This window comes from Mucilaginibacter sp. P5_A4, assembly GCF_056400605.1.
On the sequence record NZ_JBFUKX010000011.1, the window covers coordinates 83,251 to 97,741 of the forward strand.

At 43.6% G+C, this 14,491-nt stretch carries 13 protein-coding genes; 3 read left to right on the forward strand and 10 right to left on the reverse strand.

Annotated elements, in window-relative coordinates:
* Positions 1-25 precede the first annotated feature (25 nt).
* A complete protein-coding gene (locus AC1DQW_RS09365; protein WP_477402738.1) occupies positions 26-1,210 on the forward strand; it encodes a heparan-alpha-glucosaminide N-acetyltransferase domain-containing protein in 1,185 nt (394 codons plus the stop codon).
* Positions 1,211-1,560: 350 nt separating this feature from the next.
* On the opposite strand, the gene AC1DQW_RS09370 is transcribed toward AC1DQW_RS09365, so the two are convergent.
* The 7 genes from AC1DQW_RS09370 to AC1DQW_RS09400 form a co-directional block, all read right to left on the reverse strand.
* Positions 1,561-1,884 carry a GYD domain-containing protein gene (locus tag AC1DQW_RS09370; protein ID WP_477453838.1) on the reverse strand — a complete coding sequence of 108 codons (324 nt, stop codon included), beginning with the start codon at positions 1,882-1,884 and terminating at the stop codon, positions 1,561-1,563.
* A gap of 398 nt (positions 1,885-2,282) precedes the next feature.
* Positions 2,283-2,741, reverse strand: a complete 459-nt coding sequence (locus AC1DQW_RS09375; protein ID WP_477453839.1) for a type II toxin-antitoxin system VapC family toxin — start codon at positions 2,739-2,741, stop codon at positions 2,283-2,285.
* The gene (locus AC1DQW_RS09380; protein ID WP_477402735.1) at positions 2,741-2,956 is read right to left on the reverse strand and encodes a hypothetical protein; all 216 of its coding nucleotides are present in this window, start codon (positions 2,954-2,956) and stop codon (positions 2,741-2,743) included. Before AC1DQW_RS09380 ends, AC1DQW_RS09375 begins: the two co-directional genes overlap by 1 nt.
* A gap of 425 nt (positions 2,957-3,381) precedes the next feature.
* Entirely contained in the window at positions 3,382-4,035 is a 654-nt protein-coding gene (locus tag AC1DQW_RS09385) for a hypothetical protein (RefSeq protein WP_477453840.1), read from the reverse strand.
* A gap of 426 nt (positions 4,036-4,461) precedes the next feature.
* Positions 4,462-4,758: a GIY-YIG nuclease family protein gene (locus AC1DQW_RS09390; RefSeq protein WP_477453841.1), complete on the reverse strand. Its 297-nt coding sequence runs from the start codon at positions 4,756-4,758 to the stop codon at positions 4,462-4,464.
* A 612-nt stretch (positions 4,759-5,370) separates the two neighbouring features.
* Positions 5,371-7,422, reverse strand: a complete 2,052-nt coding sequence (locus AC1DQW_RS09395) for a M13 family metallopeptidase (protein ID WP_477453842.1) — start codon at positions 7,420-7,422, stop codon at positions 5,371-5,373.
* 86 nt (positions 7,423-7,508) lie between these two features.
* A complete protein-coding gene (locus tag AC1DQW_RS09400) occupies positions 7,509-7,751 on the reverse strand; it encodes a helix-turn-helix domain-containing protein (RefSeq protein ID WP_477402731.1) in 243 nt (80 codons plus the stop codon).
* A gap of 400 nt (positions 7,752-8,151) precedes the next feature.
* Here AC1DQW_RS09400 and AC1DQW_RS09405 point away from each other — a divergent pair, with 400 nt between their 5' ends.
* Both AC1DQW_RS09405 and AC1DQW_RS09410 read left to right on the forward strand, forming a co-directional pair.
* On the forward strand, positions 8,152-9,291 hold the full coding sequence (locus AC1DQW_RS09405) for an acyl-CoA dehydrogenase (RefSeq protein WP_477453843.1): 1,140 nt from the start codon (positions 8,152-8,154) through the stop codon (positions 9,289-9,291).
* A 60-nt stretch (positions 9,292-9,351) separates the two neighbouring features.
* Positions 9,352-10,605, forward strand: coding sequence for a peroxiredoxin family protein (locus tag AC1DQW_RS09410; protein WP_477453844.1), 1,254 nt, complete (start codon positions 9,352-9,354; stop codon positions 10,603-10,605).
* 56 nt (positions 10,606-10,661) lie between these two features.
* Here AC1DQW_RS09410 and AC1DQW_RS09415 read toward each other — a convergent pair whose 3' ends face one another.
* The 3 genes from AC1DQW_RS09415 to AC1DQW_RS09425 all read right to left on the reverse strand — a co-directional run bounded on the left by AC1DQW_RS09415 (position 10,662) and on the right by AC1DQW_RS09425 (position 14,437).
* Positions 10,662-11,186, reverse strand: a complete 525-nt coding sequence (locus AC1DQW_RS09415) for an AAA family ATPase (RefSeq protein WP_477453845.1) — start codon at positions 11,184-11,186, stop codon at positions 10,662-10,664.
* Between the two features lie 81 nt (positions 11,187-11,267).
* Positions 11,268-12,563 (reverse strand): M20/M25/M40 family metallo-hydrolase, encoded by a 1,296-nt coding sequence (locus AC1DQW_RS09420; protein WP_477453846.1) that lies wholly within the window; start codon positions 12,561-12,563, stop codon positions 11,268-11,270.
* Positions 12,564-12,565: 2 nt separating this feature from the next.
* Entirely contained in the window at positions 12,566-14,437 is a 1,872-nt protein-coding gene (locus AC1DQW_RS09425) for a M61 family metallopeptidase (protein WP_477453847.1), read from the reverse strand.
* Positions 14,438-14,491: the final 54 nt, after the last annotated feature.

Consider the following 14,491-nt stretch of genomic DNA (forward strand, 5'->3'; position numbering starts at 1 on the left):
CTTTGATAATGCATTTACTCCCATAATGAATAATTTCACGGACCGGATACGCTCTATAGATGCCCTTCGTGCTGTTACTATGTTGCTCATGATATTTGTGAATGACCTTGATGGCATCCCGGGTACACCACAATGGCTTAAACATGTTGCAGAAAATGCCGACGGGCTGGGTCTTGCCGATACTATTTTTCCTGCATTTTTATTTATTGTAGGGCTATCTATTCCTTTTGCATTTCAAAACAGGTTAAAAAGTGGTAATTATAAAATACTATCGCGCATAGCAAGCCGGTCGTTCGCGCTGGTATTTATAGGATTTTTCCATGCCAATATGGAAACTTATAATGAGCATACCGCCGTTTTGCCCAAACCGGTATGGGAAAGCCTGGTAACTTTCAGCTTCTTTTTTATATTTTTAGATTACGGTAAAGAAACCAGCAACCTTAAGCGCTACCTGCTGCAGGGCGTAGGTGTTGTGTTATTGATAGCCATGTCTATCCTGTACAAAACCAACGATCCGGGGCATACCTGGCTGCACTTTACCTGGTGGGGAATATTAGGGCTTATAGGCTGGGCTTACCTCCTGTGCGCGCTTATCTACTATTACTCGGGCGGGCATTTATGGATCCAGGCCGCCGCATGGATCTTCTTCATGTTTTTTAATATGGATGTGCACTTTGGGTTCCTTAACTTTTTGGCTCCTGTGCAAAAATATGTATGGATAGCCGGTAATGGCGCTATGCAGGCCTTTACTATGGCAGGGGTATTTGTCTCGGTGCTGTATATGCGCCTAAAGGTCAATAACGAGCTTAAAATGCTGTGGGCGGCTCTTGTGCTTATTGCCATTATCCTGTTTAATATGGGCTTTATTGTGCGATATTTTAGCGGGGGGATTTCCAAAGCGCGTGATACCCCTTCCTGGGTACTGATATGTACAGGGATAAGCCTTATTGTATATGCTATATTTATTTACATAGTCGATTTTAAGCATAAGTACAAGTGGTTTAAGATTATTGAACCCGCGGGGACCAATACTTTTACCTGCTACATAGTGCCGTTTTTGTTTTACCCCATGTATGAAATGAGCAACATTGGCTATCCCGAATACCTGAGCCAGGGCACCGGGGGGCTTATTAAATGTATTGTGTTTGCTTTTGTGATGGTGTGGCTAACGGGGCTGCTGGATAAGATCAATATCAGGCTGAAGATTTAGGTTTTTGGAGGGCGAAAGGGAAAAGGTTAAAGGCGAAAGGTCAAAGGCAAAAGGTTTGGCTTCTTTCTCTTGATCAGCCTTGCAATTATAACATATGATATTCGATTTGCAAGGTCCCGTCCCCGCAGGGTCTCGCAAAGAGGACCCTGCGGTTGTACTAAGCCCGTATTGTTCACGAAAGCCGCGTTTATGCGTGGTGATCGTGTTTACCTCAGGGTCCTCTGCGAGAGACCCCGAGGGGACGGAATACCAGTTTCATTGTATTGCCCCCGCTTTTGCCAAACCTTTTGTTATGTGCTGTACTTTCCTGGTAACCAAATGAATATAATTTATTGAGCAAAATACTATTATTAGTTTTTACCAGGAGCCCGGTAACTGACAGACTTTTTGGATGCTGCGTCAATATCGGCTGCTGTAAGTAATACAGTGGTTGAAATCTTGACAAGACCTGAACCATTAACTGTTAACCCAACGGCCACCGCAGAAATATCATCAGGGAGGTCTACAATAACATACACATCTTCCTCGCCAAAGGCAAAATAAAATGATTCCATTTTACCACCCAGTCCTTCCAGCATTTTTTCAATGGCAGTTCTGCGTCCAGACCCGCCCTCTTGAATTAACCCCTTTGCTCCATCGGAGTTATAAGTTCCTTTAATCAAATACTTTTTCATGTTTGTTATTTTTGAATTTCCCTACTCTTATGGCTTTTCGGAAGCGCCCCGTTTTTAGAATGGTCTCTGGTCTCCATTCGTATTTAGAAACAATATTAGTTTAGAGAATGCTTGTAGTATAGCACATGAGGTTTAGGGCTTGCCGAAGCGGGAAAATAGAAATCCGCTAGCCCGGTTAATAAAGCTAAATTTATAAATAAAAGTTGATGATATGCAGCTAAATTATTAACATCCAGCCCGATATGTAGCCAAATTGGAAGACAAGAAATTCCTTCCCCGCAGGGTCTCTCTGCGAGAGATCCAGAGGCGACGGAATATAAGTAAGCAAGTCAAAAACCTGTTAGTATGGAAATTAAAGGGATTACTAAATAGTGATAATGCCTGCACGGGCATCATTATTAAAAGAATTGCCGGAAATCTTCCGGTAATATTTTCCTTACCGGGAAGAATACATTGTGCAGGTGGTCAAAATCGTTGTCCGTTGTGATTAACTGTAAGCCTAATAAGGCTGCTAATGACGCGATCCACAGATCGTTTTTCCCCATATTTCTTGGAGTTTCAAACGGATATTCCTTAAAGTTTGGATTTAACCTTTGCGAGTATGCGTCGATCTCTGCATAAATATCGACGTAAGACTGGCTAATCTCTACAATATTGATCCCATCTAAAAAATCATGTAGAATGTCAGCACGCTTAGCACCCCAATTATTTTTAAGCGCTAACGATTTAATTTCGGCTTCGGATGCTACTGAGATATATAAGGTTGAGTTATCAGGATTAATAAAATCTACAAAACTATCCGTGTTCCTTGTCCTTGAAATAAAAAGAAGAATATTGGTATCCAGTAATAAATTCATTACTTATCGTTGGCCATTTGTTTTAATAAATCCGCCCATTCTTCTTCTGTAAAAGGCTCTGGTTTAGGCGATTTTTTAAGCGCTTTCTTAAGTGTTTCGTTATTCTTGCCTGCTTTTATCCCAAAAGCTGTAGTTCCTCCGGCAGCAATAATTTCTTCTGGAGACACGCTTTTGTGAGTCTTGAATGCGCCTTTACCTGTTAGGTTCGTTTTCATATTTGCCTCCTTTCTATTACCAAATATACGCATATTTCAGCGTTAAAAAAGTGGAGATTTACGTTCTGACGAGTCTGCATGCTTTCAATTTCCAACTCAAAAACCTTGATACTTGATACTTTTTTCCTGTCTCAAATCTCATATTCGAAATCTAATTACGGCGTTCCCTGCGGGCTGTGCTGTTCGTTCATACTGCAGAGGTCTTAGCCAAATTGGCCGGCCTCTGCGAGAGATCCCGAGGGGACGGAATAATAATGTTTTAGTTATCGCGTTCGATGACCATTTTTAAACCTCGCTGTCAAATCAAACATTCTTATTTTAACGCGCTCAGATTTGTTTGGACAATGAAAGCCTTTAATTTTTCAACCAAAGGCTTTCATTGTTTTGCGGTCCCGGTAGTAGGCTATTAACCCGTACAGGGTTATTTAGATGTCGGAAACCGAAAAGTTTGCTTTTACCGAAGCTGGAAATTGAGTACTCATGCTAACATCTTCGTCGCACACCAGCGGACTTTCAAAGTCAACATCTTCTTTAGTCAAGACTATCCTATCTCTTGGAGGGCAGAATGCACCCACAAGACGATGTCCGGTAATAGTGTAGGTACTTTTGAGCTGCCACCACATATAAGATGCCTGTGGATCTTCTGTTTTGGCATTAAAGGTTTTCTTTTTAGTAACCACTTCAGCAAGCGACACTTCTGCCGAAAGCGACAGCGACAGTTTTGCACCTATATCAATCAGCGAGTCCACCTTTAAACCAAGTGAGGCAGAAAATTCCCCGCGCACTCCAACACTTAGTGCCACGCCAATGCTCACCGACTCTTCCTGTGAAAAAGGTGTACCAGGCGTAATGGTGCAACTGGTTACGCGTACCCATTGTTGCTTGAATTCTAATTGCTGATTAGTAAGCCGCTTTATTGAAACAAACGTTATGCCACCAATATTGTTTTCGCCTAAAACTATGGTTTGATCGGGCAAGGGTATTTTCATGATTACCTTTGCAGGCGGCGGAAATGGAAAGTCATTAATTCCGTTAGGGGCTGGTGGATCCGGCAATAATTTAATTGTGGGCGTCGTCATAATAAAAATTTTTAAGTTGCTGCAAGGTAGCGTGTTGCCATTTTACATAACAGGGTAAAAAACACCTGTTTTGAAGAGAAAAAAAGGGTGTAAGAAAGGTGCTGTTACGCCTGTGGTGGGTGTTATCGGGCATATAATCTATCTCATTGCGAGCGCAGCGCGGCAATCGCGAACAGTGCAGATCCACTCTGTGTAGTTCGCGATTGCTTCGTTCCTCGCAATGACATAGATTTAGCACTGGTAGTCAATGTTTTATAATCGCGTCATTATAAGGAGCCCACCAGGAAAATCCTGGAAAAAACATTAGTGACATGTTGATTTTAGAACCCAGCAACACCATGTCATTGCGAGCGCAGCGCGGCAATCGCGAACAGTACAGGTCCGCTCTGCATAGTATGCGATTGCTTCGTTCCGCAATGATAGATTTTAATCGTACCAACCATCACTCAAATCGTTCAATAGAGGATTGTTGCCGATTATCAGTTCGATCTTTTTTTGTCTTGAGCCGGCTTTCAATTGTTTTTCTCTTGCAATGGCATCCTGTATCCATTGGAAATCTTCGTAATGGACCAGTTTGTTACAGTTATACTTAGCTGAAAACCCTTTGAATAGTTTTTGTTTATGCTGGGATACACGACTTACCAAATCATTTGTTACACCAACATATAACACTGTGTTTGCCTTATTGGTTAAAATGTAAACATAGTATTGGTGTATTTTCATATATGTTAATGCATTCGTATCTTATGTCATTGCCGCGCTGCGCTTATAATGACGTGTTCGTAAATCGCTTATTGTCAGCGCTATTTTTTAATATAATCTATGTCATTGCGAGGGACGAAGCAATCGCAAGCTATACAGGGCGGACCTGTACTATTCGCGATTGCCGCGCTGCGCTCGCAATGACATAGACTATACAGGGCGGATCTGCACAGTTCCCGATTGCCGCGCTGCGCTCGCAATGACATAGCTATATTTGTTTTTCTTTTTCCTATGATTACATTGCTCATTTTACTCCCCCTTCAGGGGGCTGGGGGGCACCTACCAAATCTTCACCCTTATAATGACGTGTTCGTAAATCGCTTATTGTCAGCGCTATTTTTTAATATAATCTATGTCATTGCGAGGGACGAAGCAATCGCAAGCTATACAGGGCGGACCTGTACTATTCGCGATTGCCGCGCTGCGCTCGCAATGACATAGACTATACAGGGCGGATCTGCACAGTCCGCGATTGCCGCGCTGCGCTCGCAATGACATAGCTATATTTGTTTTTCTTTTTCCTATGATTACATTGCTCATTTTACTCCCCCTTCAGGGGGCCGGGGGCTTAACTTACCAAATCTTCACTCTTTTTTCCGGATCCAGCCACATTTTATCACCTTTTTTAATGTGGAAAGCCTGGTAAAACTCAAGTACATCTGTAAATGGTCCGTTTACGCGCATAAAGCCGGGGGAGTGTTCGTTGGTAAGGATCTGGCTGGATAATGATTCCTGCCTGTCTTGCCCCAGCCAGCCTAAAGCATAACCCAGGAAATAGCGTTGCAATGGTGTAAAGCCATTGATAAGTTTGCCTTCTTTATACTGATCGGTTTTCTTGAATGCATCCAGGCCGATCACTATACCGCCCAAATCGGCAATGTTTTCGCCCTGGGTTGCTTTGCCATTCACATGCAGGCCGTAAATGCTATAGCCGTTAAACTGGTTAATGAGCATTTGCGCGCGCTGCGTAAACTTTACCGAATCCTGCGGTAACCACCAGGCTTTTAAATTTCCTTTGGCATCAAACTGCCTGCCCTGGTCGTCAAACCCATGGGTCATTTCGTGGCCGATGGTGGATGCGGCGGCATAGCCGTAAATGATAGCATCATCAATATTTTCATCCTTAAAACCCGGAATGGTAAAGATCCCGGCAGGCAGCACTATCTCGTTATTTGATGGGTTGTAATAAGCGTTGTAGGTTTGTGGGGTCATTCCCCACTCGGTACGGTCAACAGGTTTGCCTAATTTGGCAGCGTTAAACTTGTGCCACCAGTTATTGGCGCGCATTACATTTAAAGCATATGGCCCGCGGTTAATCTCCAGGTTCGAAAAATCTTTCCAGTTATCTGGGTAACCAACCTTCGGCATTACCTTGTTTAGCTTGTAATACGCCTTTTCTTTGGTTTGCGGACTCATCCAATCCAGTTTTTCGATGTGTTCCCTGAAGGTTTCACGCATGGCTTCCACCAGTTTTACATAACGCTCCTTCGTTTTTTCGGGAAAGTATTCTTTTACAAATATTTGTCCTAATACCTCGCCCATTAAACCGTTCTCGGTATCAAGCACGCGTTTCCAGCGGGGCAGCTGTTCTTTGCTGCCATAAATCACCATATCATAAAAGCGAAAAAGCTCCTGGTCGAAAGGTTTACTTAAATAGGAGCCAAAGGTTGTTACCAGGTTTTTACGCAGGTAATTTTTCCAATCGTTAATACTATAATTATGCAGTGCCTTGTTGAAAGCGCGGTAATACTCCGGCTGGCCAACTATAACAGTATCCACATTTTTATAATTCATCTTTTCAAATGTCGATTTCCAGTCAACATCCGGCGCCAGCTTGGTTAAACTGGCCAGGGTCATTTTATTATAGTTAAGATAAGGATCGCGCAGGTCTTCCAGTTTGCGGCTGCTATCGGCCAAAGCTGTTTCTAAGGCATAGGTTTTTTTAGCAGCGGCATTTGCAGCATCGGCAGGTAGTCCGCTCAATTTAAAAATGGTTGGTAAGTGTTTTTGCTGATAATCTGTACGGATGGCAACGCTGTGTGCATCTTTGTTGAAATAATAATCGCGGTTTGGCAACCCTATCCCCGATTGGCCTAACTGCAGCATAATCTTATCGCTGTTTTTGCTATCCTGGCCGGCATAAGTACCTAAAGGCGTAGTTACGCCAATTCCGTCAAGGTGGGCAAACTCCTCAACCAGGCTCTTAATATCTTTTATATCATCTATCTTTTTCAGTTCTTCCCGAAGCGGAGAAAGGCCCTGCTTTTCAATAGCAGCGGTATCCATCCCGCTGTAATAAAAATCGCCTATTTTTTGCGTGTTGCTGCCTTTGGGGGCATTGGCTTTAAGTGCGTCTTCGTTGATCTTTTTCATACGGTCGCGCAGTTCTTCCTGTACTACGTTACCTATACCCCATGCCGCGTAGGCGCCGGGGATGGGGTTTTTCCTGAGCCATGTTCCGTTGGCATATTTAAAAAAATCGTCGCCGGGCCTTATGGTGGTATCCATGTTTTTAATCACCGGATCGTTGTCAGCATAAATTTTTGTTTTGTTCTCGCAGGCGGCAAACAGGGCGAGCATTAATGCTCCGGCTAACAACGCAGGAGGCGAATTTTTTTTGATCATAAAATTAATTAGGTGTATAAAAAAAAATACAACGGTTGTATGGAATAATAGAATGCAGGACAACAAATTTATTAAAAAAGGCAGTCTTAATAAATACCCTGAAAAAAACCTGCTAAAGAAACATCAAAATAATAACACACTTTTCTGAGCGTATCCAGCCTGATATCAATTTTTCCCGACTCGAGCCTGGCGATATTAATATTGGTTTCGGCCAGAAACTTTTCCTGTGTAACCTGGTTTTGCCTGCGCAGATTTTTGATCTGGAGCGCAATTTTCTTCTTAAATGCCTCGTCGGAGTTAGTAAGGTATTCAAAGTCAGTAAGTAACATGATTTAATAAAATTAATAAAAAAACTGATTTTTGACAGGGGATTCAAAAATAATTAGCGTTAGTATTTAAAGTTCGTGAAAAATATTTGCAATAATAAGGTGTAAGTAACTATTTATTTAGGTAAAAATTTGTACCGCGCAACAATTACTGGCAGCGAATTTGTTTATTAAGTTGTGCCCTGCATATGTTCTGTGAAAAAAAATTAAATCACCTACCTGTGAAAAACTTTTTTTGAATTCTCAGACGCCCAAGTTGAGATTTTTTGTTCTTTGTTTTGGGTTTAATCAATAGTTTAAATTAATTAGGGGAAAGGGAGCTTCCAAAAAGGCTCTCTTTTTTTGTTTAATATTTTTTACTATGCATGCATAGTAATTACTATATTTAGATTTTTATAATACTATGCAATTTAAATTTACAGATGAGCAGCTGATGATTAAGCAGGCTGCCCGTGATTTTGCCCAAACCGAATTAAAACCCGGCGTAATTGAGCGCGATGATCACCAGAAATTCCCGGCCGCACAAATAAAAAAATTAGGAGAGCTTGGCTTTTTAGGGATGATGGTTTCGCCGCAATATGGCGGCAGTGGTATGGATGCCATATCATACGTGCTGGCCATGGAAGAGATCTCGAAGATAGATGCCTCCACCGCCGTGGTGCTTTCTGTAAATAACTCGTTGGTTTGTAGCGGACTGGAGAAATTTGGAAGTGAATTTCAAAAAGAAAAATATTTGGTCCCCCTGGCCAGGGGCGAAAAGATAGGCGCTTTCTGCCTTTCGGAACCGGAAGCGGGCTCTGATGCCACATCGCAAAAGACCACTGCTGTTGACATGGGCGATTATTACCTGCTTAATGGTGTAAAAAACTGGATCACCAATGGCGGCACCGCTTCTACCTATATTGTAATGGCCCAAACTGATGTTTCAAAAAAGCATAATGGTATTAATGCCCTTATTGTTGAAAAGGGCATGGAAGGCTTTACAATAGGCCCCAAAGAAAATAAGATGGGCATCCGTGGGTCTGATACGCATTCAATCATGTTTGCTGATGTTAAAGTGCCTAAGGAAAACCGGATCGGGGCAGAAGGATTCGGTTTTAAATTCGCGATGGCTGTGCTGGACGGTGGGCGGATAGGTATTGCCGCGCAGGCTTTAGGGATAGCTGCGGGAGCACACGAGCTGGCTTTGCAATATGCAAAAGAGCGGAAGGCTTTTGGTAAAACCATAGCCGATTTACAGGCCATTCAATTTAAACTGGCCGATATGGCTACCGAAATTGAAGCTGCGCGTTTACTTTGCATTAAAGCCGCCTGGCTAAAAGATAAGGGATTGCCGTATGCCCAGGCCAGCTCAATGGCCAAGCTTTTTGCATCGGATGTAGCTATGCGGGTTACTGTTGAAGCCGTGCAGATTCATGGGGGATACGGCTACGTAAAGGAATATCATGTAGAACGTTTAATGCGGGATGCTAAAATTACCCAGATTTATGAGGGTACATCAGAAATTCAGCGGATTGTCATTTCGCGCGAGGTGTTGAAATAATGGGCCGATTTTTATACTTTTGAAAAAGTATATTAAATTAGTAGACTATTTTAAATCAACATGAATTTAAAAACCATTATAGCAACCCTATCATGCGCTGTGCTTTTGCAGGCTGCATCGGCTCAAACAAAACTTAAAACAGGTGTTTGGCGCGGAGCGCTTACAACAAAATCGGCTAACGAGATCCCTTTTAATTTTGAGGTTAAAGATACCGCCGGTAAACAACAGCTTGCTATAATTAATGGTGCCGAAAGGTTTAAGGTAACTGATGTTACCTCCAGGGGCGATTCTGTTTTTATACAAATGCCCCTTTTTAATTCGGAATTTAAACTGAAGCTGGATGGTGGTAAGCTGAAAGGTAACTGGGTAAGGCACCTGGCCAGCCAGGATTTGCTGGTGCCATTTGCTGCCGAACCCAATACTGCCTGGCGGTTTTTAAAGAACCCTGCAAAACCTGCTTTTAATGCAGGCGGCCGATGGTCGGCCATCATTGGCGAAGGTGAGGGGCGGGATACCACCGTAGGTGAATTTAAACAGGTGGGCGATAAGCTAACCGGCACATTTTTAACCACCACCGGCGATTACCGTTACCTGGAAGGAATTGTATCGGGCGATAAGCTTTACCTTTCCTGCTTTGACGGTGGTCATGCCTATACTTTTACCGCAACAATAAAAGATGAACAAACCATTACCGATGGTAAGTTTTACGCGGGTTACTCCTCTGTACAATCATGGGCCGCGGTAAAGGATGCAAACGCCAAATTGCCGGATGCCTATTCATTAACCGCGCTTAAGCCAGGCTTTAAAAAGATAGATTTTAGTTTTAAGGACATCAACGGCAAAACAGTTTCTTTACAGGATGATAAATACAAAAACAAGGTAGTTATTGTGCAGATCCTCGGCTCGTGGTGCCCCAACTGCATGGATGAAACCGCTTATATGGTTAACTACTACAAAAAATACCAGCCTAAAGGCGTAGAAGTAGTTGGTTTAGCCTATGAAAGAACTACCGATTTTGCCAAATCGCAAAAGGCCTTACAGCAGGTTAAAAACCGTTTCAACGTGCCTTATGAATTGCTGATAACCGGCTACACCAGCGATAGGGCCGAGACGTCAAAAAGTTTGCCCATGCTCTCGAAAGTGGTAGGTTTCCCCACAACCATTATTATTGATAAAAGCGGCGATGTACGTAAGATCCACACCGGCTTTAACGGCCCGGGTACTGGTGAGTATTATACCGTGTTTATTAATGAGTTTGAGAAACTGACAGACGATCTGCTGGCCGAGCCTTCCGGAGCAATAAAGGGGAAGTAATAAAAGAGTGTGATTATAATCCTTTAATTACAGAACGATTAACGATCAAAGAATAATTATTCTTTAAGAAACTCATCCACGGCCTTTACCGCGTTCTCATACCGGTTATCTCCTGTGCCCGAGATGAGCACATATCTTGCGTTGAGGGCGTTCAGTTCCTTGTACCAAACATTCATAAAGTGTTCGCGCATGGTGGGGAAGTTACGCAAGGGGTCGTCCTGCCAGGGCAGATCGATATTTAATAATAAATATAAGTCATAAGGATGTTTGGGCAATTCATCCAGTACCTCCTGTGGCGAGCGGCCAAACATCGCGTCGCTCCAGATTTTTACGGTGATGAAAGTAGTATCGCAGATCAGGATCTTATTGGCCTTTGGCAGCAGTTCATCTTCTAACGCCAGCTGACCGTAAAACATATTGATCTCATCCTGCCAGGTGCAGGCATCGGTGAGTTTTTCGCAATAGCCACGTGCATACTCTGGTACTGCAATGGTATGATAATGCGCAGCCAAATAATCAGACATGGTTGATTTACCTGTTGATTCGGGACCTACTACTGCTATTTTGAGGATGTTGTTCATGAACGAGTTTACCGATGCAAAAGCGGGTAGTCATGCTGAAAACAAGTTCGGCATGACTACCCGCTTTAAATTAAAAACAGATTACCTTTCCAGCTTTGGCACTCTCGTTGGCGTATCTGTACCTGCAACTATGCTGCGCGAGCTTAAAGCAATTGCCCTTATGGTTGATGTGATATTGTTTACATCCAACGAACTGAACTCATCTTTTACGGTATGGTAAAGCTTATCAATATCTATCTGATCTGTTGAAATGGTATGCGCAGGCACACCTACTTCGGCCAGTGAGGCGTTATCGCTGCGATAAAACAGGTCTTGCTCGGGGTACGGATCAGGGTAAAACTTAAAGGTAGTTCCTTCCAGGTTTTTTTGCAGGATCTTACCGAAATCAGACCGTTCAAAGCCGGTAATGAATGCCGAGTTTGTGCCAAATTTTGAGGCTTTGCCTATCATCTCGATGTTAAACATCGCCGTCACTTTATCAGGCTCAACCTGGGTTGCAAAATACTGCGAGCCATATTCACCAATCTCTTCGGCAGTAAAGGCCACAAAAATAAGCGTACGGGCATTGTTGTTTAGTTTTTTGTAATATTTGGCTAATGATAGTACAGCAGTTGTACCCGATGCATCATCATCGGCGCCATTGGCAATGCTATCACCTTCCATAGGTTTTATGATGCCCAGGTGATCATAGTGGCCCGAGAACACTACATATTCATCCGGCTTGGTTTTACCGGGAATCATGCCGGCAACGTTAAATAAAGGCAACTCTTCACTTTTGGCTTCAAAGCTTACATCAAATGCTGTTACGGCATCAAACCTGCCCAGCACAAATACAACAGGAGTGTTTTTTTTACCTTTGAAGGTAACGCTGCCCCTGCCGCTAACCCCCCGCACACGTTTAAACAGATCATTAAACTTAGGGTCAACCAGCACCAGTGTTTTTTTACTACTGCGGGCGATAGCGCCATATTCCTGCCTGAAATTTTTATCGGCAGTTACTACTACCACCTGCACATCCGGACTGGTTGCCCAGCTAAATGATTCGCCGCCTGTGGCAAACGCGCTGTCGGCCACTATGCTTTTGCCATTTATGCTCACCGTGAGCTTAACAGGGGTGGTGCGTACCATGGTAAAATTTTGCCTGAAACCGCTGTTGCCTTTTAATGGCACTAAACCGGCCTGGGTATATTCGCCCTCAATAAATTTAGCTGCTTTTTCAATGCCCGGAGTAAAGGTGGCCCTGCCCTGCATATCATCGGCAGATAAGGTTTTAATGATGCGGGCAACATCATCCTGACCGATCAGTTTATTTACGTCCTGCGCAAAGCCGCAGGTTGATACAGCTAATAAAGCTGCTGCTAATAAGGTTTTTTTCATGGCTATTTGACTTTTGATTGCAACCAATTGTTACGGAAGGTTTCCTGCTCTTTTGATAGTTGTTTACCTGCTTTTTCGAAAGGTACTACTTCAAAATTAGGGTTTTCTTCTAATACAATGGTTGCCTCATGACTCCCGGTGCGGTTTTTATAATTTACGGTAAGCTTATCTCCCGGTTTTTTCCCGCTTAGCTGATCGTCAAACCCTTTCTGATCTTTAATATCAAGACCGTTAACTTTTAAAATAACATCACCTGCATCAAGCCCTGCCTTGTAAACCGGCGATCCGATTATGGTGCTCGATAATATAGGTAAACCCTCGGCATTTGCGGCACGCGCCTGCCCCGACCTTCCGCGACCGGCGGTGGTTGCCAATGAACCTGCCCATCCTTTACCGGGATCGGCCTTGCGCAATGCCAAACCGCCTTTAGCCAGCAGTTCTTCATAATTATTTTTTTCGATGCCGGTTATATATTTCTTAAAAAAATCGGCCGCGAATTTAGGGTTGTTGGTTACTTTGGCAAGGTCGGTTTGCAAATCCGGCACGGTGTAGGGTTTCATAATTTTGCCCCGGCTTAGCCAAACCTGGCGCATGTAATCATCCAGTGTCATATTAAAATCGCTGCGCAGGCGTAAATCAAGGGCGAGAGCTATAGCGCCGCCGTAAGTATAATAGCTTGTAAAATCGTTAGCATTATTGTTTGGGTCGATAGATACCCCTGCATCAGCAAATACCGAGTAGCGGCTCATTTGCGTAGCCGGATATTTAGCGGCAGCGGGGGTATTGAGTATTTGGTTGATTAAGCCAGCCAAAGTAACGGTATAATCATCAAGATCAACAAAACCCGAGCGTACCAGCAGCAGTTCGCCATAATATTGCGTAAACCCTTCGGCAAACCAAAGCTCACTGCTCATGTTGGCATGCTCAAAATTAAATGGCTCCAATGATTTTGGGCGGATGCGCTTTACATTCCAGCTGTGGAAGTATTCGTGGGCGTATACACCCAATAGTCTTTTCTCCAACCCTTCAACCTTTGGCGCGGGGATAGTGATACAGGTAGAATTGCGGTGTTCCATACCGTCGCCCGATGTGGTTGGGTAAATATCGCTGATGAAAGTGTACTCGCCATAGTCATAGGCAGGCAGTTCGCCAAAAACGGCTTTTTCTTCCAATACCATTTTAGCCACCATTTTCCCGAAGTTATCAATCACCTGCTGATTGTCGTCGGAGTGGACGGTCAGGTTTATTTTCAGTTTTTTATTATCGGTGTTCACTACATCCCAGCTGCTAACTTTATGATCTGATAGCTCGGTAGGGCAATCCATCATGTATTGCAGGTTGGGCGCGCTGTAAACGTTGCTGCCTTCGTGCTTAAGCTGGGTGGCAACATGCCATCCGTACTTTTCCAGGTCATTAAACTGGAAAGTTACCGGTCTTTTCTCCTGGCCTACAACCCACATAAAAGTGGCCGGCATATTGAGGTGGGCATGGCTGGGATCAATACTGGCGTAGGTTCCGTCTGTCCAGTTGCCAAACAGGGTATAACTTACTTTTACGGTTGCCGGGTGTTCATCTATTTCGTACAGGTCACCTTCCAGCTGCTTAAGTTCAAGTGCCTTACCCTCTACATCGGTAGCTTTTACGTTATAAATATTTTTACCAAACTCATGGGTGGCATAGCGCCCGGCTGACGAACGGCTCATGCGCAACAGCATCTTATCCGGCGCTTGCGGAATGGTTATGGTTACCTCCGCCTCGTGGTGGGCAGCGTTAGGGAACGAGATGGAATAATAAATGGCTTTTGGTGCATCCTGCTGTGCGCTGACTGCGGTAGCAAACAAGGTAGCAAAGGCGAGTAGAAATGATCTTTTCATGTAATCCTGGTTAACAGGGCTGAAAATACAACTAATCGTGGAAATGTATTATAT